21 protein-coding genes are annotated in these 24245 nt (G+C 33.8%); 4 read left to right on the forward strand and 17 right to left on the reverse strand.

What is annotated here, in order from left to right; translation table 11 throughout:
• Window positions 1-80: 80 nt before the first annotated feature.
• On the reverse strand, window positions 81-1391 hold the full coding sequence (locus RWO76_RS06120; protein WP_314354782.1) for a solute carrier family 23 protein: 1311 nt from the start codon (window positions 1389-1391) through the stop codon (window positions 81-83).
• Window positions 1392-1824: 433 nt separating this feature from the next.
• Here RWO76_RS06120 and RWO76_RS06125 point away from each other — a divergent pair, with 433 nt between their 5' ends.
• Entirely contained in the window at window positions 1825-1992 is a 168-nt protein-coding gene (locus RWO76_RS06125; protein WP_314354784.1) for a hypothetical protein, read from the forward strand.
• A 137-nt stretch (window positions 1993-2129) separates the two neighbouring features.
• On the opposite strand, the gene RWO76_RS06130 is transcribed toward RWO76_RS06125, so the two are convergent.
• The 3 genes from RWO76_RS06130 to glmU all read right to left on the reverse strand — a co-directional run bounded on the left by RWO76_RS06130 (window position 2130) and on the right by glmU (window position 5857).
• Window positions 2130-3341 (reverse strand): chloride channel protein, encoded by a 1212-nt coding sequence (locus tag RWO76_RS06130; protein WP_314354785.1) that lies wholly within the window; start codon window positions 3339-3341, stop codon window positions 2130-2132.
• Window positions 3342-3407: 66 nt separating this feature from the next.
• Window positions 3408-4388 carry a ribose-phosphate diphosphokinase gene (locus tag RWO76_RS06135; RefSeq protein ID WP_169816074.1) on the reverse strand — a complete coding sequence of 327 codons (981 nt, stop codon included), beginning with the start codon at window positions 4386-4388 and terminating at the stop codon, window positions 3408-3410.
• Between the two features lie 86 nt (window positions 4389-4474).
• Complete coding sequence (glmU, locus tag RWO76_RS06140; RefSeq protein ID WP_314354786.1) at window positions 4475-5857, reverse strand: bifunctional UDP-N-acetylglucosamine diphosphorylase/glucosamine-1-phosphate N-acetyltransferase GlmU; 1383 nt, start codon at window positions 5855-5857, stop codon at window positions 4475-4477.
• Between the two features lie 155 nt (window positions 5858-6012).
• Here glmU and manA point away from each other — a divergent pair, with 155 nt between their 5' ends.
• Entirely contained in the window at window positions 6013-6966 is a 954-nt protein-coding gene (manA, locus tag RWO76_RS06145; RefSeq protein WP_314354810.1) for a mannose-6-phosphate isomerase, class I, read from the forward strand.
• Between the two features lie 51 nt (window positions 6967-7017).
• Here manA and RWO76_RS06150 read toward each other — a convergent pair whose 3' ends face one another.
• The 9 genes from RWO76_RS06150 to RWO76_RS06190 all read right to left on the reverse strand — a co-directional run bounded on the left by RWO76_RS06150 (window position 7018) and on the right by RWO76_RS06190 (window position 17533).
• Complete coding sequence (locus RWO76_RS06150) at window positions 7018-7734, reverse strand: transaldolase (RefSeq protein ID WP_314354787.1); 717 nt, start codon at window positions 7732-7734, stop codon at window positions 7018-7020.
• A gap of 5 nt (window positions 7735-7739) precedes the next feature.
• Window positions 7740-9122, reverse strand: coding sequence for a PTS ascorbate transporter subunit IIC (locus RWO76_RS06155; RefSeq protein ID WP_314354788.1), 1383 nt, complete (start codon window positions 9120-9122; stop codon window positions 7740-7742).
• Window positions 9123-9146: 24 nt separating this feature from the next.
• Window positions 9147-9428, reverse strand: a complete 282-nt coding sequence (locus RWO76_RS06160) for a PTS sugar transporter subunit IIB (protein ID WP_020991401.1) — start codon at window positions 9426-9428, stop codon at window positions 9147-9149.
• Complete coding sequence (locus tag RWO76_RS06165) at window positions 9421-11475, reverse strand: BglG family transcription antiterminator (RefSeq protein ID WP_314354789.1); 2055 nt, start codon at window positions 11473-11475, stop codon at window positions 9421-9423. Before RWO76_RS06165 ends, RWO76_RS06160 begins: the two co-directional genes overlap by 8 nt.
• A gap of 108 nt (window positions 11476-11583) precedes the next feature.
• A complete protein-coding gene (locus RWO76_RS06170) occupies window positions 11584-12840 on the reverse strand; it encodes a GntP family permease (RefSeq protein WP_314354790.1) in 1257 nt (418 codons plus the stop codon).
• 1 nt (window position 12841) lies between these two features.
• Window positions 12842-14002 (reverse strand): glycerate kinase, encoded by a 1161-nt coding sequence (locus RWO76_RS06175; protein WP_314354791.1) that lies wholly within the window; start codon window positions 14000-14002, stop codon window positions 12842-12844.
• Between the two features lie 474 nt (window positions 14003-14476).
• Window positions 14477-14860 (reverse strand): large conductance mechanosensitive channel protein MscL, encoded by a 384-nt coding sequence (gene mscL / locus RWO76_RS06180; protein WP_314354792.1) that lies wholly within the window; start codon window positions 14858-14860, stop codon window positions 14477-14479.
• Window positions 14861-14941: 81 nt separating this feature from the next.
• Entirely contained in the window at window positions 14942-16066 is a 1125-nt protein-coding gene (locus RWO76_RS06185) for an FAD-binding oxidoreductase (RefSeq protein ID WP_314354793.1), read from the reverse strand.
• 12 nt (window positions 16067-16078) lie between these two features.
• Window positions 16079-17533 carry an amidase gene (locus RWO76_RS06190; RefSeq protein ID WP_314354794.1) on the reverse strand — a complete coding sequence of 485 codons (1455 nt, stop codon included), beginning with the start codon at window positions 17531-17533 and terminating at the stop codon, window positions 16079-16081.
• 152 nt (window positions 17534-17685) lie between these two features.
• Here RWO76_RS06190 and RWO76_RS06195 point away from each other — a divergent pair, with 152 nt between their 5' ends.
• Together RWO76_RS06195 and RWO76_RS06200 are read left to right on the forward strand one after the other, a co-directional pair.
• Complete coding sequence (locus RWO76_RS06195) at window positions 17686-18705, forward strand: DUF6287 domain-containing protein (protein ID WP_314354795.1); 1020 nt, start codon at window positions 17686-17688, stop codon at window positions 18703-18705.
• Between the two features lie 159 nt (window positions 18706-18864).
• A complete protein-coding gene (locus RWO76_RS06200; RefSeq protein WP_314354796.1) occupies window positions 18865-19914 on the forward strand; it encodes a DUF6287 domain-containing protein in 1050 nt (349 codons plus the stop codon).
• 108 nt (window positions 19915-20022) lie between these two features.
• Here RWO76_RS06200 and RWO76_RS06205 read toward each other — a convergent pair whose 3' ends face one another.
• The 4 genes from RWO76_RS06205 to RWO76_RS06220 are packed head-to-tail and all read right to left on the reverse strand — an operon-like array spanning window position 20023 to window position 24239.
• Window positions 20023-21174 carry an iron-containing alcohol dehydrogenase gene (locus RWO76_RS06205; protein WP_314354797.1) on the reverse strand — a complete coding sequence of 384 codons (1152 nt, stop codon included), beginning with the start codon at window positions 21172-21174 and terminating at the stop codon, window positions 20023-20025.
• 52 nt (window positions 21175-21226) lie between these two features.
• Window positions 21227-21649: an RbsD/FucU domain-containing protein gene (locus RWO76_RS06210; RefSeq protein ID WP_314354798.1), complete on the reverse strand. Its 423-nt coding sequence runs from the start codon at window positions 21647-21649 to the stop codon at window positions 21227-21229.
• On the reverse strand, window positions 21643-23133 hold the full coding sequence (locus RWO76_RS06215; protein WP_314354799.1) for a rhamnulokinase family protein: 1491 nt from the start codon (window positions 23131-23133) through the stop codon (window positions 21643-21645). Before RWO76_RS06215 ends, RWO76_RS06210 begins: the two co-directional genes overlap by 7 nt.
• Window positions 23134-23159: 26 nt before the next feature.
• Window positions 23160-24239 carry an ABC transporter substrate-binding protein gene (locus RWO76_RS06220; protein ID WP_314354800.1) on the reverse strand — a complete coding sequence of 360 codons (1080 nt, stop codon included), beginning with the start codon at window positions 24237-24239 and terminating at the stop codon, window positions 23160-23162.
• Between the last annotated feature and the right edge of the window lie 6 nt (window positions 24240-24245).

Raw genomic sequence — 24245 nt, forward strand, 5'->3', positions numbered from 1 at the left:
AACTCACCTCTTCAACTTCTAATTTGTTTCACTCAATATTCCCATGATATTATAGTATATTCTTACCAAGTTTTATAGGTCTAACTCTTATTTTTCATCTGTGTTAGTTTTCTGTTTTCATACGGCAAAACTAGGTTCAAAATAACCCCTGCTAATGCACATAATGCTGTACCTGATAATGTCACAGGACCTAATTCTAAAATTGCTCCACCTAATCCTAAAACTAACATCGAGCTAGCAATAATCAAATTGCGCACTTCTCTAAAATCTACTTGCTTTTCAATTAACACTTTCAATCCATTACTAGCAATAACTCCATATAATAAGATAGCCATTCCACCAAGCACTGCATTTGGAATAGTTGAAATTAACGCTGTAAATTTCCCAAGGAAACTCAACCCAATCGCAAATAATGCTGCATTACGAATAACTGAAACACTTGCAATTCTTGTCATCCCTACAACCCCAGTATTCTCACCATAAGTTGTATTCGCCGGTCCACCCATAAACGCTGAAACTGCAGTCGCAACTCCATCTCCAATTAATGTACGATGTAAACCTGGTGTTTTCAAAAATTGTCTTCCACAAATCTGACTTAAAACTGTATGATCTCCAATATGTTCTGCAATTGTTACAACAGCTACTGGTAAGATTGCCCAAGTTTCAGGCCCAAAATACCAATGATATTCTTTGAAAAATCCATTTGTTGAAAATGGTAAATATAATTGCGGAATCGCAATCCAATCTGCTTCTAACACCGGAGTGAAATCAACTAATCCAAATAGTACAGCTGCAATATATCCTCCAATAATTCCGAATAAGAATGGAATAATTTTTAAAAATCCTTTAGCTTTTGTATTAATAAATGCTGTAATCAAGAAAGTCACAATCGCTACTGTTATTTGTTGTACTGTACCATCTTTAATAAATCCTGCATTTGTCACTGCAGAATTGGCTAATCCTAAACCAATAACCATAATCATCGGTCCAATAACAATCGGTGGTAATAATCGATCAATCCATTTTGTTCCAATTAATTTAACGAGTAATGCTACTACTACATAAACAAGACCGACAAGAACAACCCCTGACTGTGCTGCTGAAACATCTCCATTCATTTGCTTCATCGCAAATGCCATCGCTGAAATAAAGGCAAATGAAGAACCTAAGTACACTGGTACTTTAAATTGAGTTGCTACCATGTAAATCAGAGTTCCTAAACCTGATGCAAATAATGCTACAGAAACAGGCATTCCTAAAATTAATGGCACTAAAATCGTTGCTCCAAACATCGCAAACACATGTTGCAAGCTTAGTAATAAGCCTTTGGCAAAAGGTGGATTTTGATTCACATCGAGTAATAAGTTGACTTTTGAAGTTTGTAACTCCATCATTCCCTCTTTTCCGGGCCTTTTTGTGCATACAAAAAAGCAACCCTATCAAATTTTGTTTGCAAAAGGGCTGCTTTCATATAGAAGAATTCTCTCTATGCATAAAAAATTCTCCTAGAAATATAAACTTGAACTATGATCGCCTTTTTCACCTCACGGGATGAATTTAAAAGCCCTCGCTAAGCGAAAGTATACTAGACTTTTCATAAAATAACAAGTGAATTTTTTAATTTATTTGAAAATTTGTCAAATTTCACACCACGAGTATACCTGTCTCTTAGATTTAATATTCATTGTGTTTTTCATAAAAATTAATTATAATACAAGCGTAAAAGAAAGCGGTCTCTCGACAGCTCCTTCTGTAAACTGTTCTAATCTAAGAAATACAATAGTAAGTGTTAAAGATAAAAATATTGAATAAGGGGGTGAATATATGAAAAAGAGATTATTGACTAGCTTAATAACCGTCTTAGGAGTAGCCTTATTTTCTTTTCTAAAAAATTATATGAATGTATCACTAGTAATGAGCGCAGTAATTTCTTCTGTTTTTATAATTTTAGGTGTATTAATGATAGAATTTCGTTATACAAATAATTCTTAAAAATTTATATCTCAGCCCTAAATGAGAAAGTTATATAGTGAGCTTCTCTTGGCTCTACAATCAAGAAAGTTATTAGTATTTTTTGTTACTTAAAGTGCATATATAACAACAGGGACAAAATACTTGCCCCTGTTTTTTTATCTTTCTATACCTTCTAATTCAAAAATTTTCTGTTGTCCATAAATGCTATTATTTCCATTCACGACAAATGCAACAATACAAACAATCGCTGCATATGGCATCATACTATATCCAAATACTTCACCAATTATAAAAATAGGAGCTAGCCACGTGTTTGTTGCACTTCCAAAAACCGCTCCGTAACCCAATGCCGCTGCTACCACTGGAGAAATTTCTAACCACGAACTCATTACGATTCCTAATGAAGAACCAATTGAAAAGAGCGGTGTTACTTCCCCACCTAAAAATCCCGCACTAAGCGAGAATACTGTTAATCCTAATTTTAACAGCCAATCTTGTATATAAATCGTCTCACTATAAAAACTAGCATGAATTAAATTCGTCCCTAATCCTGCATAACGACCACTGTCAAAGGCTGCAATTAAAATACTGACAACAATACCTAATAAAAATATTCTTAGAGTTTGACTTGGAATTTTAGTACTCAAATATTTTTTCAAATACGCTAAACTCACACTAAATAGTCTTCCTGTTAATCCAAAAGCAATTCCTAACACTACCATCTTGACTAAAGTCTCATCGAACTGAATTTCTACAGGAATCCCCACCATAAATTTCTCTAAGCCTAAACTTTGGGCGATATTCATTGAAATAAAACTAGACATTAATGCATAAAATAATGCGTCAATTTGTAATTGACCTACAATCATTACTTCAATCGCAAAGAAAGTCGCTGCTAGAGGAGTTCCAAATAATCCAGCAAAACCACTTGCCATCCCAATCATTAATAAAATTTGACGATTTCTCTTAGAAGAAAACCATTGTTGAAACTGATTCGCAACCGTTGCTCCTAATTGAACCGCAACTCCTTCACGACCGACACTTGCTCCAAATAAATGAGCTAGCCATGTTCCAATCATCATAAAAGGAATTAACCATTTTGAAATGCGATTGCCCTCTCCTTGCCCAATTCGAAAGACAATATTCATTCCTTCAACCGCATTTTTCCCATATTTTAAATAAACTTTATGAAATAAAAATCCTACTACTGCTAAAAACGGAATGAAATACCAAAAATACTCTACTCGTAATTCGGATACTTTTAATAATACTTGTCCAAAAAAGGACGTTAAAACTCCGGTAATCACTCCAACAATGACACTGACTATTCCTAGTAAAACTTTTTCCTTTATTTTACACGAATTCACCAAATAACCTCCTCAAATAAAAAAGACTGGAGAAATTTCTCCAGCCTCCGATTTAACCTTCAAATTTTAATCTAAAATTGTGAACTTTTCAATAAATAATGGACTTACTGAACGGTTTTCATGAATACGTTTGATAGCTTCCGCCATTAATTGATCCACACTGACTTGAACAATTTTTCCACCTGTTTTTTCTTCAGGAACTTGAATTGAGTCAGTTACTACAACTTCTTTAATAACAGATGCATTTAAACGATCTAATGCTGGACCTGATAATACAGGGTGAGTACAACATGCATAAACTTCCAATGCACCCGCATCTTGTATAGCTTGAGCTGCTAATGTAATAGTTCCAGCAGTATCAATCATATCGTCGATTAATACGGCAACTTTTCCTTTAACATCTCCAATGATATTCATCACTTCTGCAACATTTGCTTTTGGACGACGTTTATCAATAATTGCAATTGGAGCATGTAGGAATTCTGCTAATTTACGTGCACGAGTTACTCCACCATGGTCTGGTGATACAACTACGATATCTTTATCTTTAAAATTATTTTCTAAGAAATAGTTGGCTAATAATGGAGCTCCTAATAAGTGATCCACTGGAATATCAAAGAATCCTTGAATTTGAGCAGCATGTAAGTCTAATGTTAACACACGGTCTGCACCTGCTTGTGTAATCATATTTGCCACTAATTTTGCTGTAATTGGTTCACGTGATTGAGCTTTACGATCTTGACGTGCATATCCATAGTACGGTAAAACAACGTTAATTGTTTTCGCACTTGCACGACGCAATGCATCAATCATGATTAATAACTCCATTAAGTTATCATTTACTGGATACGATGTTGATTGAACGATATAAACATGGTCTCCACGAATACTTTCATCAATGTTAATTTTAATCTCTCCATCACTAAAATGAGTAACGGATACTTTTCCTAATTCTACCCCGACTTGATCTGCAATTTTTTGAGCTAATGGACGATTTGAGCTTAGTGCAAAAATCTTTAAATTTGGATCGGAATAATGTTCCACAATGATAACCCCCGAAGAATTTTATTTTTTTTTCACTACTATAATAATAAACGTTTTTCGTTCGTTTTTAAAGAACTAAATGTATTTTTCTATGATTTTTTTTGAGCTGAAGGTAATTTTTCAGCATAGTTTTCTTTATTTTCTTGACGAGAACGAGCAATTGCCAACGCTCCATTTGGGACGTCTCTTGTAATTGTAGAACCAGCTGCAATAAAGACATCATCTCCAATTGTAACAGGTGCTACTAAATTCGCATTACATCCCACAAACACACGGTCACCTACAGTGGCTCTATGTTTATTTTTACCGTCATAGTTTACGAAGATTGTTCCACAACCAACATTAATATCTCTTCCTAAATCAGCATCTCCAACATAGGTTAAGTGACCAACTTTTGTACCTTTTCCTAATGTTGCATTTTTCACTTCTACGAAGTTTCCAATATGAACAGAATTTCCGATAACAGATTTTGGACGAAGATGTGCAAATGGACCAGCATTACTATAAGCTTTCATTAATGACTCTTCAATATTTGAACTAGTCACTGTTACATAATCTTCTAATACAGAATCACGAATCACACTACCTGAAGTAATATGGCAATGTTGCCCAATCATTGTATCTCCTTTTAAATAAACTCCTGGTTCAATGACTGTGTCTGAACCAATCACTACTTCTGAATCAATATACGTTTGTTCAGGGTCAATTAATGTGACACCATTTCTCATATGTTGTTCATTAATACGTTGGCGCATTGCTTTTTCTGCTTTGGATAAAGCAACTCGGTCATTAACGCCCATTCCTTCATCCACATTTGGCATTTGATACGCAGAAATAATTTCTCCACGTTTTTTCAAAATTTCTAATACGTCCGGTAAGTAATATTCCCCTTGGGCATTATCATTTCCCACTTCGCTTAATGCGCTGAATAAAGATTGATTATCAAAGCAATAAGTTCCAGTATTAATTTCTTGAATCGCTGCTTCTTCAGGTGTAGCATCTTTATGTTCTACATTTTTTAAAACTGTTCCATCTTCCTCACGAACTACATGTCCATATCCAGTTGGGTCGTCTACCCAAGCTGTTAGAATAGTCGCTTTTGCTTTTGTATCTTCATGAACTTTCATTAATTGTTCAAAAGTTTCTGCAGTTAATAGCGGTGTATCTCCACAAACAACTAAAGTAGTCCCTTCTTTATCTTTCAACAATTCTTCTGCTTGTAAAACAGCATGACCTGTTCCTAATTGTTCTGCTTGTAAAGCATAAGAAACACGTTCTCCTAATTGTTGTTGTACCATTTCTGCACCATGTCCAACAATGGCTACAATCGTTTCTGCTCCCGCACGTTCTACTTGATCTACCACATGCTCTACCATTGGTTTTCCACAAACTGGATGCATCACTTTATAAAGTTCAGATTTCATTCGTGTGCCTTTTCCAGCTGCTAAAATAATTCCGTATTTTTGATTCATATTATCCCTCGCAAGTTCTATTTTTACTTCTTTATAATAGTAAACTATGATGTTTTTTGCAAGAAAGTGTCTTGAATATGGGTGAATTTGCTTTTATTTTTTTCATTCTTTTAAGTATGCTATACTGTAATCGAGAAAATCATAAAGGAGCCGACATCATGCAACCTATCTTTTTAAAGCCAGTCCTACAAGAAAAAATATGGGGCGGTAAAAAATTACAAACAGAATTCAACTTAACCTTGCCAAATGATAAAGTTGGTGAATCTTGGTCGATTAGCGCTCATCCGAATGGACAATCGACTGTTCTTTCCCCTTCTGAATTTCAAGGAATGACATTATCAAAACTTTATACTGAACATGCAGAATTATTTCATCAACAAACATTACCAACCTTCCCTCTATTAATTAAAATTTTAGATGCAAGTGATGACTTATCTATTCAAGTACATCCAGATGATGCTTATAGTTTAGAGCATGAACATGAATTAGGGAAAAACGAATGTTGGTATGTTATTTCTGCTGAACCGGGTGCTAAAATTATTTATGGACATACTGCACAAACAAAAGAAGAATTTGTTCAATTAATCCAAGAAGAAAAATGGAACGAATTGTTTACAGAAATTCCTGTCAAAACAGGAGATTTCTTCAATGTTCCAAGTGGAACAATCCACGCTATTGGAAAAGGGATTGTCATTTTAGAAACACAACAAAACTCTGACACTACTTACCGTGTCTATGATTATGACCGAAAAGATGACGCTGGAAATTCTCGTCCATTACATATTCCACAAACGATTGATGTCACTACAATTCCACATCAATTACCAAGTTTTGAACAAATAATTGAAAAAGTAGATGATACAACCATTACTCATTTCATCACCAATCATTATTTTTCTGTTTGGAAATGGGAAATTGATGGAACTTACCATACAACACTAGATGATAACTACTACTTAGCAACTGTTATCAAGGGGGAAGGAACACTAGAAGTAAATAGCGAATCATTCGCTCTCAAAAAAGCAGATTCATTTATTTTACCTACACCTATTCATGATGTAACTATAAAAGGAAATCTAACACTAATCGTTTCTCGTTCAGAAGAATAAAAAATAAAAACAGCATTCCGGTTATGGAATGCTGTTTTTAACAAATTTCAATTACTCTAAAATATTAAATCCTAAACTTGTACTGTCTCTTAAAAACATTTGAACAGTCTCTAAAGAATATTGTGTCAAATCTTTATCTTTTAACGATAATTTCTTTATCAAATCAGAAGTACATGTAATGATATCCACTCCTAGCTCATTTGCTTGATAAATATTAAATGTTTCTCTAGGACTTGCCCATAATAATTCAGCCAATTCTCTCTTACGACAAATTTCTAAAGCTTCTTTCATAATCGGCATTGGATCTACACCTGTATCTGCAATTCTTCCCGCAAAAACGGAAACAATGGATGGAGTATTATTTTTTAGCACTGCTACAACTTCTTCCACTTGTTTTATTGTAAAAATTGCAGTTACATTAACTTTAATACCATCTGCAGTTAAACGATCAATCAATGGTACAGTACTCTCTCCTTTTGAATTAGTAATAGGAATTTTTACATATACATTTTCCGCTAACGTTGCAATTCTACGTGCCTCTTTTTCCATCTGGTCGATTTCATCTGCAAATACTTCAAAAGAAACAGGGTAAGTTTTAATCTCTTTTAATACTTCCTTAGCAAATCCAATATAACTTGTAATACCAGCTTTTTTCATTAAACTAGGATTAGTAGTAAACCCCGTTACAATACCAGACTTCAAATCATTTAACATATTATCTAAATTTGCTCCATCAGAAAACACTTTAACTGTTAATTCTTTAACCATATGATTTACTCCTCTTCTTCAACAATATTATTCAAAGCTTCTTTTGATTTTGTAAGAACTGAAGGTAAAACTAATACGACAGCTAAAACAGCGGCAATAATATAAATACCTATAGCTCCTGCTGATTCACCAGTACGTCCCAATAGAATACCAATTAAACCAAAATCAAAATCACCAAATGTTGTATTAGCAAATCCTAATTTCCCTAAAACTGGAAGTAATGTAGCTGGTAAAAACGCTAAGAATAATCCATTTACAAATGATCCTAAAATCGCTCCTTTTCTACCCCCTGTTGCATTACCAAAAATTCCGGCTGTAGCCCCGCAGAAGAAATGCGGTACCATACCAGGAATGATTAACACTCCGCCCAATGCGCCGAGTACAAACATACCTACAAGTCCACCTAAAAAACTAAATGCAAAACCAATAATTACAGCAGTTGGAGCATACGGGAAGAATACAGCACAGTCTACCGCAGGTACTGCGTTTGGAATTAATTTAGTAGCAATACCTTGGAAAGCAGGAATTAAATCTGCTAAAATCATACGAACCCCTGCATAAACTACTGATACACCTACAGCAAATGTCAAACCACTAATAATGGCAAAAATCAAAGGATTCTTACCGTTAGCTAATTCTTCTACAGCTTGAGGATTTCTAATCAAACAAGCTACAACACCAATAATATAGAATATTACCATTACAATTCCTGTTGAAATTGTTGTGTTTCTTAAAAAACTCCATTTATCAGAAATTTGTAATTCTTCCGTGCTTCGGCTATCTTTACCAACCTTAGTACCTATCCAAGCTGCTAAATAATAACCTAAACTTCCAAAGTGACCCATAGCAATTTCATCACCATCTGTTACTTTCAAAGTATATTTTTGACCAATTGCTGGTGAGATAGCTGACCATGCACCTAAGAAAAATCCTCCTAATAGAACTAATGCAACTCCTTCAAATCCAATTGCTCCTAAGACCGCTGAAAGTAAGCATGCCATGAAGAAACTATGATGCCCTGTTAAGAAAATATATTTAAAACGAGTAAATCTAGCAAAAAACAAATTCAATAACAATCCTACAATTAAAATTGACATTGTTTCTACACCTAAAATCTTTTGTGCTACACTTGTAACAGCCTCATTATTTGGAACTACTCCAGTAATACCAAATCCTTGTTCAATTAATGTTGCTAGAGGAGCTAAATTAGCTTGAATAACACCTGCTCCTGCAGCTAACATTAAATATCCTAAAATAGGACCTAATGTTCCAGTCAACACCTTATGTCCTGGTGTTTTTAAAGCAAGTAAGCCGACAAATGCAATTAATCCCATTAAAAATGCTGGCTCACTTAAAATATTTTGAAAAAATATTAATACTCCATTCATGTTACTTCCTCCTTATTTATCACATTAATTATTATTCATTTCTTGTAAAACTGGTGCTAATACTGGTTCAATTTTCTTTCTATTTGTATAACTTTCTACAATACAAACATTTGCTGTTTCTGGGAAAATATCTTTAAACTCTTTCACAGTTACATATAAATCAGCATTTTTTCCAACTGCTGCATTAGAATCACATGATTCTGCTTCAACTTCAATTCCTAAGTCTTTAGCTATAGCTTCTACTTTTAATCTCAATAACAAGCTACTACCAATTCCATTTCCACAAACTGTTACTACTTTAATCATCCCACTCACCTCCTTCTTCAATTACTTTCTCAATTAAACCTAAAATTTCTTCCGGCATTTCAGCTTTAATCAAATTTTCTATAACTTCATCATCATCTAAAATTAATGCCAACTGTTGTAAAGCTTTTAAATGTGCAGTTGAATCAACTGTTGCTAATACAAATATCAACTGTACATTTTTATCTTCATCATCTTCTAAACCAAAATTAACAGGTTTCTTTAATTGCAACAAACTAATTCCTAAGCGATGAACACCAGCATCTGGTGATGCGTGAGGAACTGCTACTTTTGGTGCTAACACTATATAAGGTCCAATTTCATTAACACTTGAAATAATAGCTTCAACATAACTTTCTTCAATATAACCTTGTTCTAATAATGGTTTAGATGCAATTCTGACTGCAGTTTGCCAATCGTTTACTTTATCTAATTGTTGAATCAATTCTTTTTTGACTAAATCTTTCAAGGAATCACCTCCTAACACTACTTCTTTATTAGCAAACAAATATTTTGTTAAATCTTTTTTCAACTCCTTTTCATTTTTTATTAATACATGCTTAGCAATAATATTAAGTATTTCATCAACTGAAATAAATTCTTCTTTCTTCAAATGGAAAGTTTCAAAAACTTTTTTCTTTAATAGTATCTTTTCAGTAGAATTCATAATTGTTTTAACAATAAATAGCGGTTTATCTACCTCGATATTCATTGTAGAAAAAATCATATCAACTTGTTGAATGCCAATATTCTTTTTATAATCATTAAAAGACATTGTATAAAATTCTATCGTAGGAAATATCTGTTTCAATTCAGCTCGTAAAATTAATGAAGAGCTAATTCCATTTGGACATATAACCATAGCAATAATTTTTTCAGTTATACTTTCTTTCTGAATATTTTCTAAATATCCACCAAAATGAATAGTAAAATAGGCAATTTCATCATTAGATATCTTTTTACTTGTTGCTTCTTCTAAAGGCTTAAGGCTTCTTTTAATTAAAGCAAACAAATAGTTATATTCTTCAATAATTTGACTTGTAAGAGGATTTTTTAAAGAAACATCAAACATTTGTCTATAAAATGCAGGATATAAATGTGCATATAAATTTTTTCTAAATTGAAATGTTTCAGGAAATTCTAAACCTGTATTTACTTTTACTTGTAAAATAATTTCGTCCATTATTTTTATAATTTCAGGTTCAGGATTAATATTTAAATCTCCCTGAACACATCCAGCTAATCTTGATAAAATAAAATCTCTTTCCTTAGATAAATTTGGAAATTGTTCTTCGATATCCATCAGCAGTCTTAACAATGGTGTTTCAATTATTTTTTCAAAATTCTCCCTACTTTTGATATATGGTTCTTTCAAACTATATTCATTAAATACTGCCATCAAAATGGCTACTGTATCAATTTTCTCGGCAATAAATATTAATTGATATTTATCACTAACTATCTTTAACGAATTTAAAAATATTTCTTCTTCATAGATTAAATTACATTCATTAAAAATATAACTTAAAATATTTCTTCCACACACTAAAGTAATTAAATTTCCAATTGTTATTTCAAGTAATTCTCTGATTTTATTACTATCTCCATCTATATAATATCCTTTATCACGAGAGTAGATTAACTGAAGTTCATATTTCTTTAAAACAGATCTAACTTCTTTCAAATCTGCTAATATTGAATTTTTACTCATTCTTAAAAAATCTTGCAAATGTGAATTAGAAATATAGTCTGAATATATAATTATATAGAAAATCAACATATCAATACGTTCTTCTTGAAACACATAATTTTTTGATGCTATATCAACATATTTCAACAAATTAGTTATAGAGATTTCTGGTGCAATGATAAAATCATTTTGAACTGTAATAGTAGGTAATTCTAAACTTATTAACATTTCATTAACTTTCTGTATATCTATCATTACTGTTCTCTTATTACATTGAAGTACACCCTCCATTTCTTCAATAGAAGTATGATTATAATTAAGAAAAAATTGATATTTTTTTATGAGCTCATTTGTTAACACTTTCTTCCTCCTATAACTAAATTATATAAAGCGCTATCATTTATAACAATCCTATTTGAGCACAACTTTATGTTCGTTATCTCTACATAAATTGTGCCCAAATGTACTTTACCCTAACAAATACAAAATCACTGCGACAATAGTACTTGTCAAACCTACTAATGCTTCGTAAGGAATTAATTTCATACGATCTTCAATACTCATAAAGACTGAGCCTCCTGTAGCATGGAAGAATGAGCCATGAGGAAGAGAATCTAACACTGTTGCCCCAGCATGAATCATTGCTGCGGCTGCCACTGCAGGAACTCCAGAAGAAACTAAAGGAGCTGCAAACGTTTGAGAAGCAATCGTAGAACCAGCTGTTGTAGAAGCTGTAGCTGCACCCATTAAAATACCTGATAATGGTGCTAAAACAAAGGATGGCATGTTTAAAGCTTCCAATACATGAATCATATCCACTTGTAGAGAAGAAGCTTTAATAATTCCCGCAATCGTTCCTGTTCCAATTAATAAAATCGATACACCGATTACTTTACTCAATCCAAATTCTGTATATTCTACGGTATGTTTTGAATGTCCTGTTACTAAAATGGTTACTAATCCACCAATTGGTAACGCAATTAAAGGATCCACGCTTACTCCGATTAATGAACGTAAAGCTAATAACGCAATGACTACAACCGGTCCAAGAATCGCTTGGAAAAATGGTACAGAAGTGTGATGTTCTGTTTCTTCTTCCATATCGTCAAAAGCATGATCGACTTTCTTTGCTAGAAATCCTGCTAATAAAATGCTAACAACTAATGCTACTAATGCTGGAATAATATTTTTAGCCATTAAAGCTGTTAAATCTAATTGAAATGCTTCTGAAGCAGCAATCGTATTTGGATTTGGAGAAATAATATTTCCTGCTTTTCCTCCACCAATCATTGCTAATAAAATACCTGCTTTTGATAAATTTGCTTTTTTTGCAATTGCAATCGCAATCGGTGCTACTGTAATAACAGCAATATCAATAAATACTCCCACTGCACAAATAATCATTGTAGCAATCGAGATCGCTGCAATGGCTCTTTTTTCCCCTAACTTCTTCACAATTGTTTCGGCAATCGTTTCAGCAGAACCTGTTTTAATTAAAGCTCCTGCTAAAATACCGGAAGTCATAATTCTTAATACTGGAGACATCATTCCTTGTGCACCAGTTACCATTGCACTAACGGAACCTGCTAACCCTGCTCCACCAATTACTCCTCCTACTAAAGCTCCTAAAATTAAACTATAAGCTGGATGAACTTTTTTAATAATTAGTATAATTGCAAGAATTAATCCAACTAAAGCTCCTAATGTACTAATTTGACTAACCATTTTAATTTCCTTCTTTCATCATTTCTACTACTCTAAAAACTTGTTCTACGGTATCCACCATATTTTGATGAGCAACTTCTTTATTCATCGCTTCTTTAAGTGTTACAACTCCTCTTAAAATTGGGAAAAATGCATCAATGCCATGTTGATTACATTCTTTTGCATCTGGTGTAACAGCTCCTGCAAAAGCTAACACTTTCTTTTGATGCTTTTTAGCTAAGGCTGCTACTCCTATTGGAGCTTTGCCTAATGCCGTTTGACCGTCAAGTCTTCCCTCACCTGTTACAACAAAATCAGCAGTTGCTATTAATTCTTCTAATTTCGTCTCTTTTAATACAATTTGAATACCAGAATCTAATATGGCATTAGTATAAGTTAAAAAAGCAAATCCCATACCACCAGCTGCCCCTGTTCCAGGATAAAATCGATCTGCATGAGAATTAATGCTCTTAGACAATTCAGCATAGTGTAATAATAATTGATCCAATTCTTGAACCATTTCAGGAGTTGCTCCTTTTTGTGGACCAAAAATAGCACTGGAACCATTTTCTCCACATAATGGATTCGTTACATCACAAGCTACTTTGAAGGTACATTCTTTTAATATTGGATGTACATTGCTCTCTTCAATACACGCTAATTCTCTGAGTCCATTTCCTCCATAAGAGATAGTCTTTCCTTCTCGTGTTAGGAAATCATATCCTAATGCTTGTAACATCCCAACTCCACCATCATTTGTCGCACTTCCACCAATTCCAACAATAAAATGTCGACAACCTCTTTCGATGGCATCCAGAATTAATTCACCAACTCCATAAGTAGTCGTATTCATCGGATTACGGCTTTCTTCAGGAATTAATGTAATTCCTGCTGCTGCTGACATTTCAATAATGGCAGTTTTACTTAAATCATCCTTCGATTCAATAATTCCGTAGATTGCTTCTACTTTTTCTCCTAATGGTCCAGTTACTTCTTTAGTAACAAAGATTCCTCCCATTCCTTCGACTAATGCTTCAACGGTTCCTTCTCCACCATCTGCTAACGGACGAACTACTACCTCTGCATTTTGATAAACACGTTTTACGCCTTCTGCTATCTCTTGACCAGCCTCCATAGACGACAGACTCCCTTTAAACGAGTCAATGGCAACAACAACTTTCATATTGAAACCTCCCTTTTCATAGTTTGATACATTATTATAGCAAACGCTTACATGTTTTCATAGTACTTTTAGAATATTTCTTAAAAATTCTCCTAAATTTCTTTTTAAAAACAAAAAAAGACGACCGAAGTCGTCTAAACATGAAAAAAATCTACATAGTAGATGTGATAAGAAAATAAACTTGAAAGGAAAAGTAAAAAACTTATCACGCTCGTATAGTATCACTAAGCTCTATCAATTTCAAGCACAAAAAAACCACCAGGAGATTAGGTGGTTTTCAGATATTCTTCATATCTATCTTTTTTCGGAGATAGCTCTATGAAAAAATAAAATAAAAAAAAAAATAAAAAAAAAAAAAAGAAATAAGTGATAAGAAAATGAAAAAACTTATCACACTGGAATAATAACATAGATTACTTTAAATTTCAACAAAAAAAGGATGAGGTTAATCATCCTTCATTAAATTTCATTTTATTATTTGTTTGCTAATAAATCACGGATTTCACGTAAGTAATCTTCAGCTTTTGGTTCTGCAGCAACTTCTGCAACTTCTTCTTTTCCAGATTTAGCTAAACCTTGAACAGCGTTCATACCTTTAACTACCATGAAAAGAACAAAACCTACGATTACAAAGTTAATGATTGCAGCAGCAAAAGCACCTACACCTAATGTAGCTGAACCGATTTTAACTGATACGCCAGCGATTGAATCTGCTTTAAATACCATTGCAATAATTGGTTCGAAAATGTCTTTTACTAATGAATCAACGATAGCTTTGAAAGCTGCCCCGATGATTACCGCAACTGCTAAATCAACAACATTTCCACGCATTAAGAACTCTTTAAATTCTTTTAACATTATAATTCCTCCTAAATTTATAATATTTACCATAGACATCATACAAGATTTTTTATTTCAATGCAACAAATATGATTTCTGTTATATTAGTTTTTGGATATAATTTTTAGGATGATAAGAATCAACGTCAAATAAAGGTGTATCACCAACTGACAACTGTGCTAATAATGTACCAATCCATACTCCTGAAGTTAAGCCTGAAGATCCTAGACCACTAGCAACAAATATCGAGTTTTCTTCTGGAATACTACCGAAAAATGGTAAGAAGTCAGAAGTGTATGCTCTTGTTCCAATTCGACTCCCTACCCATTTAGCTTGTTTTAATGGTGGAAATACGTCACATGCTTCCTCATACATTTTCTGTTGTAACTCTTGGCTATCTCTTAAATCAAACCCTTGGTCATTTTCATGGGTTGCACCTACAATAATTTTCCCATCTGCAAATGGTAAGATATCAATCTCCCCGTGTAACATACAAACGGGCCATTTCCCAGTTTCTTCCGTAGTCTCTAATTCTAATTCAATTAATTGTCCCTTTTGTGGACGAACATCTACATAATACCCTAGTGGTTCGATTAATTCTTTTACCCAAGCTCCACTTGCTACTATAATTTTGTCAAACTGTTCTAAACCGCTATTTGTCTTTACGACTACCTTTCCTTCTTCATCTCGTACTAAACTCACTTTTTCTTGTTGAACTCTAGCCCCATTTTGTTTAGCTAAAAACAATTGCTGTTCGACTAATAGTTTCCCATCAACTCTTCCTCCACCTGAACAATGAATTGCTCCATGTGTTCCATCCCATCCTGGAACATAAGAAGAGATATTTTCTGCTTCAATTTTTGTTAAAGTCCCAATTCTATCCTCTTCTTTTCTTCTTTCAGCAGCAATTTTTTCTAACTTTTCTAGTAATTCAGGAGTCTTTTTAAATACTAGCGCTCCTACCTGTTCATACGGTAATTGCGATACACCATCTTTTTGTAACTGTTCCATCAATTCTGGATAATAAGATGCTCCTCTTGCGGTCAATCGATACCAATCTTTATTTCGTCTTTGTGATAACCAGGGGCAAATAATTCCTGCAGCAGCTTTCGTAGCTTGCCCAACTCCATCATCATAGACAACTAATTCTACTTCTTTATTTTTTGATAATTGATAAGCAGCCGTTGCTCCCACAATCCCTGCTCCGATAATTGCAATTTTCATCCTAACTCCTCCTTAATCTTTTTGATTCCATTGATGTTCTTGTTCAAAAATCTCTGCAATTTGTAATAATAAATCTTCTCGTCCTTTTGCCGCCATCACTTGTACTCCAACTGGTAATCCTTCTTGTGTGCAATAAATTGGAAGGTTAATCGCTGGTTGTCCAGTAATGTTAGCTAATTGAGTAAAAGGTGTTAACTCCAATGTTTTCTCAAACATTTTCCAAATAATTTCTTGTTGCTCCTTTACTGAAAATTGTTCGATAGATTCTAGTGCTACTCGAATAGATTCTTTCATTGGATACTGATTATGTTTTGGAGCGACATCATTCACACATGGCGTTAGAATCATATCATATTCTTCATGACACTCTTGCATTTTTTTGGTCCAATAATCCCACTGGTTCAATGCAGCACTATAATCTTTTGCTAATATATGTTGTCCAGATTGATAAATTCCCCATGTCATTAGTTCCATATCTTCTTTTGTAAGTGGACGTTTTATCATTTTTTCAATTCCATCCATCATCGCAGCAGTTTCCACACTATTCATCACATAGTAATTTTTCATGACTTCGATGCCATCTACTGGCCATTGAATTTTTTCAATAGAATATTCTTTTTCTTGTAAAAATTTTACTGCTCGTTTCAAAGCATTCTTTGCGGAATTCTCTACTTTATTTCCAATGGGTGAATCTTCTATAACCGCAATTTTTAATGGTCGTTCAATAGATGCGTATAGTTGATGTTTCGATAATTTCGGTAGTATAAACGGACTTTCCATTTGTTCCACTTGTAAGACTTCTAATAATCTTCTTGTATCACGAACCGTTTTAGTTAAGGCAAAATTTACTGATGCTCCTTGCCAGCCACGATAGCCATTTGGACCAACTGGAATTCTACCACGACTTGGTTTTAACCCAACTAATCCTGTAAAACTAGCTGGGATTCGAATCGATCCTCCACCATCACTTGCCATCGCAATAGGAACCATTCCACTAGCCACTGCACTTGCAGCACCCCCACTCGATCCACCTGCATTACGACTGATATCATAAGGATTTGAAGTGACTCCCCATAAACTAGGTTCTGTCATATTTTTAAATCCAAATTCAGGTGTATTGGTTCGACCGATAATAACAAATCCTGCTTCTTCTAATTTAGTCACTAATGTATCTTGATGTTGTTGAAGGAGATTTTTGAATAAACGTGAACCTGCAGTAGAAGGTTCGCCCTTTTGACATTGCCCTAAATCTTTTAATAACAAAGGAACCCCTGCAAATGGTTTATCTCTAAAATTACGTGATTGAGCTTCTTTTAATGCTCGTTCTTCTTGCAAATGCACGACTGCATTTAAAGTTGGATTCAATTGTTTTACTTTAAACAAGGCATCTTGAACTAATTCAACAGAAGAAACTTCCCCATTTCTAACTGCTTGTGCCATCGCTGTTGCATCTTTAAACTCTTGCATGTTTATTCCTCTCCTTCCATTCACACTTCTTTATTGTACACACCTATTTTCTATTCGTAAACCTTATTCTGTTAGTGTTTTAGATATCTTTTGATAAATTACCAACTCCTTTGTTATACTACATCTAAACTAATAAAAAAGGAGTTCTATTTATGAAAAAATCTCATTTACTACTAGGGCTGGGAATCTCTATTAGTTTATTAACAGCTTGTCAAAAACAAGAAACAACTACCACTTCTAATACTGAAACATCGATTACAACTATTGAACAAAAAACGGTGGCACCAAAACCTGTTACTGACTATACGTTATACAATTCTGTTCTTCAAGACTACAAGGAAGCTTTGAAAAAAAAGGGTGGTACCTTTAACAAAGAAAATATCAATAATTTTATTTTAATCGCAAAAACAAATCCCGATTTACAAGGGGCTTCTTATATTTTATATGACTTCGATAAAAACGGAGTTGAGGAATTATTAGTTGCGACTACATCAAGAGACAATAAACATGCAATTTTGGATATTCGCACAATCGTTAATGGCAAAGTTGTTCAAGTAACCAATGCAGAAAATCAATTAAGTTTTATCGGTGAAAGAATGAATATTTTTCCATTAGAAGATGGAACTTTCACTTATATTGGAGCTGCTTCTGCAAAAGATCATCTATATGCACATTACAAATGGAATGAAACAGGAAGTACATTAGAAAAAGTAAAAGAAGGAACAACTCCAGATGTTATCGAAGGACTAGCTCCAAAGTTGAACATCCTTGATAAAGACTGGTATCCAGTGCAATGGTATATCACTTCTCCAGAAAAGCAAAAAGAAATGGCTAAAGCAAAACTAGATATTCAAGCAATTCAAAAAGGTGATTATACTACTTTAACAGGAACTTGGGTGAATCGTTTAGGGTATACACTTAAATTCAATAAAAATGGACTTGTCAGTAATACTGAGACTATAGACCTTTCACGCTTTAAAGAAGACAAAGGTATTTTAAAAGGAGGAATCCAATTTAAAAATGGAACAGGTGCTGCACTTGCAATTATTCCAGCTAGAATACCACTTTCTTACTCTACCTCTGACCCTTCTCAAATTGACCGTGATCGCTTATGGGCAGGACAATCTATTGCAGATAACCCAGCAGACTTCTATTATAAAATTGATGAATAACGAAGTTCCGGAAGACTTCAGTAGAAAATTTCTACTGAAGTTTTTTAGTACTGGAAATTCAAACGATATTACTTTGTTCGTAAATTCACAGGGTATCTTTTGATATTCTGAATCCTTTTTTGCTATACTTTAACTATCAATAAAAAGGAGTAAATACATATGAAAAAAACTCATTTGCTATTAGGGCTGGGAATCTCTATTAGCTTACTAACCGCTTGTCAAAACTCAAGTTCTAGCTCTGCTACAAAAGAAGCAGAAACAACTACTCAAACAACCGTTGCACCAAAACCAGTGACAGATTATACATTGTATAATTCGGTTCTTAAGGATTATAAGGAAGTTGTTGAGAATGTAACTAAACATTCAAATGACCATTCTAAAATAAAGCATAATGATAATGTGAACTCTATCTCCTACTTATTGAAAAAAGACTTTGACTCTCCTGGTATCAGTTATACTTTATATGACTTTGATAAAAATGGTGTAGAGGAATTAGTAATCACTATGAGTCCTAGAAAAGATGACCATGGTATTATAGATATCTACACTATTTCAGATGGAAAACTAATTCGAGTAACAAATAGAGAAAATAAACTAGATATGATTGGGGAGCGAATGAATATTTTCCCATTAGAAGACGGAACATTCTCATATATCGGAGCGGGAACTGCAAGAGATCATCAGTATATTCATTACAAGTTTAATGATAAGGGAGATGCTTTTGAAGAGATTAAAAAGGGAACCACTGAGGACGTTATTAAAAATCTTCCTCCAAAATTAGATTTAAAACAAAAAGAATGGAAACCAACACAATGGTACATCACTTCTCCAGAAAAACAAAAAGAAGTTGCTAAGAAAAAATTAGATATTCAAGCCATTCAAAATGGAGATTATTCAAGTCTTAAAGGAACCTGGGTAGACGGTACTAGTCACACCTTAATTTTTGATAATAATGGACTTGTGGATGATAATTATGAGATGAAATTATCTACTTTCAAAGAAAATAAAGGCACATTAATTAGTGGATACGGTCCTAAAAACTCCCCTGTTGGTGGTGCAGCTGTTTATATTATTCCTGGCGGAGTTCCAATGACAGCGTACAAAAATGATAATTTCGTAGACCCTGCACCAACAGATAAAGATCGTATTTTTGCCGGACAACAATTTCCACGATTCGCAGATGAGTTTCATTATCGAATTGATGATTAACTAAATACACATCATATAATCCCGTCAGACTCAAAAACTGACGGGATTTTTTATCTACTAAAAAATGCCCCTATAAAAGGGACATTACAATTTGAAACTTATTCATCATTAGAATAATTCTTTATAGAAAGCAATTGTTTCTTCTAATGTTGGCATGAATGGGTTACCAGGTGCACAAGCATCGATTAACGCATTCTTAGATAGATATTCGAAATCAAAGTCTTTTTCTTCAATTCCTAATTCAGTTAATTTCTTAGGAATACCTACAGTTTCAGATAATGTTTCAATTTCTTTAATAGCATAAGCTGCACATTCTTCATCTGTTTTACCAGCCGGATCTAATCCTAAAGCTTTTGCTACATCACGGAATGCTGCAGGAACACGTTTTGCATTTTCACGTTCAATAACTGGTAATAACATTGCACAACATACACCGTGTGGTAATTTGTAAACAGCACCTAATTGGTGAGCCATTGAGTGAACATAACCTAAACCTGCGTTGTTGAATGACATACCACCTAAGAAGATAGCATTTACCATTCCTTCACGAGCTTCGATATCGTGACCATCTTTTACAGCACGTGGTAAGTATTCTTTAATTAATTCAATTGCACCAATTGATAATTTTTTAGTTACTCCATAAGCACCTGGTGTTACTAATGCTTCAACAGCGTGAGTTAAAGCATCCATACCTGTTGCTGCTGTTAATGGAGCTGGTTTAGAAACCATTAATTCTGGGTCATTAACTGAGATTAATGCTAAACTATTTTTATCAACCATTACCATTTTAACTTTACGTTCTTCGTCAGTAATAACGTAGTTAATTGTAATTTCTGCTGAAGTACCTGCTGTAGTGTTGATAGCTACTACTGGTAAACCTTTTTTAGCTGATTTGTGTAATCCTTCATAATCTTGAGGTTTTCCACCATTTGTTGCGATAACTGAAATACAGCTTGCAGCATCTTGTGGAGATCCACCACCTAAACTAATAATGAAGTCACAGTTGTTTTCTTTTAATGCGCTAACACCATCTGTTACGTTTTTACAAGTTGGGTTAGGTTCTACATCTGAGAATACAACATAATCAATTCCTGCTTCATCTAAAGGTTTTGTAACTTTAGGAAGAATTTCACTTGATTGGATAAATTTATCCGTTACTAATAAAGCTTTGTTATAACCTAAATCTTTTACATAAGAACCAATTTCGTTTACTACTCCTCTTCCGATTAAGTTAATTGCTGGTACATAAAATGTTGACATAATGTTTCTCCCCTTAAATTTGTTTCATTAATTTTTTGTATTTTTTTAGTGCCTATAAAACACCTTTTTTAAGAATGATATTGCCATACAAGGCACTTTCGCCCGTTTGAATCACTAGATAAGCTTTTTCAGCTTGATCATAAAATTCAAAACGTTCAAATTCTTTAATCGCTGCACCTGGATGACTTTCTTCTAATAATCTTTTATATTCGTCCCAAATAACTGGAACTGTTGTATCTCCCGGTACTACTTGCATAAGTCCTGCTTGATATGAACTATATGTGTCTAATGGTAATAATTGTAGAATTGCTTCTAATGCTACTGGAACGCCATGTCCGTCCATACGAACAACACGTTGTCCAATGCGGTGAGCTGGAAAATTCGCATCCGCGATTACCAGCTCATCACCATGACCCATTTCCATTAAATATGCCACTAAATCAGGACTCAAAATTTTAGGAATTTGTTTTAACATGATGAAATTCCTTTCTTAATTTGTTTGAATTTTTGTTGAATATTAGTAAATCCTTCAACAGGTTGAGGCTCATAACGAGTCACAACTTCTGAAGCTTTAATTAGATTTTGTGCTTCTTGACGTGATTGAATCACTTCTAGTGTCAATAATTGAGAAAGGATATTTCCTAACGCACTAGCTTCTACCGGTCCTGTAATAACAAGACGATTTGTGAAGTTTGCAGTAATTTGACACAATAGTTTGTTTTGGATTCCTCCACCTACCATTTGTACGGTTGTCATTTTTTGTTTTGTTAAGTCTTCTAATTGTTCAATTGTTTCTAGATAAGTTAATGCTAAACTTTCAATTACAATTCTTACAATATGTCCTTTTGTTTTAGGGACAGCTTGTCCAGTTACTTTACAAAACTCTTTTATTTTACTTTCCATATCTCCTGGCGAAGCAAATACTGGATCGTTTGGGTAAATCCATGTTTGATTATCCGTTACTTTTTCAGCTAATTGTACCATTTCAGCAAAGCTTACTTCTTCACCTTGACTTCTCCAGTCACGTTGTAATTCTTGGATAATCCACATGCCAGTTGTATTTTGAAGTAATCTGTATTTACCATCGAAACATCCTTCATTTGTTAATCCTGATTCAAATGCTTCATCAGTAATAATAGGTTTATCAGATTCAATTCCTACTAATGACCAAGTACCACATGAAATAAATACAGTACCTTTTTCATTTTCATAAGGAATTGCTAAAACTGCTGCAGCTGTATCATGTCCAGCTCCTGCAATCACTTTAAACGGTTCAACTTTTAATTCTTGAACAATTCTTGGTGATAAATCTCTTAATACAGATCCATTTTTAACTGGTGATGAGAACCATTTGGTTGGAATTCCTAGCTTTTCAAAAATTTCTTCTGAAAAATCTTGTGTGAAAATATCGAGTAAACCACTCGTACTTGCGATTGTATATTCGTTTGCAAGAACACCCGCTAATAAGTAATTAATTAAATCTGGGATAAACAAAACTCTTTGTACGACTTCTTTTAGCTGTGGCTTTTCTTGTAAATCTGAATAAATTTGCAAAATCGTATTATACGTTGCAGGTTGAACTCCTGTTTTCTTAAATAATTCATTTTTAGAAATTAATTGATAGAACGATTCCTCATAACGTCCCATTCGATTATCTCTGTAACAATGCGGTTGATAGAGCAAATCTCCATTGTGATCTAAGTATGCATAGTCCACTCCCCATGTATCAACAGAAATGGAACGAATCGGAATAGAATCATTTGAAGCTTTTTTAATTCCTTGTTTGATTTCACCAAATAAGTGTAACAAATTCCAATACAATCCATCGTTAAGATTCACCGGTTCATTTTTGAACCGATGAACCTCTGATAACTGGAGGGAGCTGCCATTATAAACGGCTTGCATGACACGACCTGAACTTGCACCTAAATCAATAGCTAACACTTTCATTAAGCTCATGCTTTTTCCTCCAAATTCTTTATATTTTATTCATATAATAATGCTTTGATTTCTTCTTTGTCGATGTTTGAAGCATCATACCATTTAGAACCAGTATCTACGTCTTTAACTGTTTCACCTTTAGCTGAAGCAATTGCTAATTTAACAGCTTGGTAACCAATTTGAACTGGGTCTTGAGTAACTGAACCTACAAATACACCTTTACGGATAGCGTCTTGTTGTAAAGCACCTGAGTCAAAACCAACAGCTAAGATTTTATCTTTGCCTAATTTAGATTCTTTGAAACCACCGTTTGCGTTGATGATTGCTTTAGCAGCAAATTCATTTGAACCATAAATTGCGATAGTATCTTCTTTTTCTAATACTGTTGAAGCTTCTGTTTTACCAGCAGCATCATCTACTTGTGCAGGAACACGAACTTCAATGACAACTTTAGCATCTGCTTCTGAAACATTGTTTTTGAATTTGTCATGTCCAACTACAGCTGTTTTAACACCTTTTTTCTCCAATAGTTCAACCATTTTATCAATGAAACCACTTGTTCTTTGAGTGATTGATAGAGAGTTTACTTCTTGAGAAACAACCCCAATACGAGCTTTTTTATCTCCAACTTTACTTTCTAATAATTTGAATAAGTTTTCTGCAGCATTTCCCCCAGCAGCGTGGTTGTCAGTTGAAGCTGTTGCCTTAATAGCTCCTTCTGGTGCACCAGGTACCCCTGAGTCAAACCCGATAATTGGAATATTTTTGCTTTGAGCTTGTTTAATTGCATCTAATTCAGCTTCTGTATCTAAAGCTGCTAATGCAATAGCTTTTGGATTTTTGTTGATTGCGTTGTTTAATTGTTCTAATTGTTCAGCAATAGCTGTTTCATTTTGAGGTCCTACGAATGTAATTTTAGCACCTAATTCATCTGCTGCTTTTGAAGCACCTTTGTTAACTGCTTTCCAAAAGTCATGTTGGAAACCTTTCGCAATTACTTCAACTTTAAAATCTCCACCTTTAGAGCCTCCGCTACCTCCATCACTTGATTTTGATGAACAGCCTGCTAAAATCGCAGATGCACAAGCAAAAGTGGCAATTGCAAATTTCAATGATTTTTTCATAAGATT

The sequence above is a fragment of the uncultured Granulicatella sp. genome (assembly GCF_963521425.1).
GTDB lineage: Bacteria > Bacillota > Bacilli > Lactobacillales > Aerococcaceae > Granulicatella.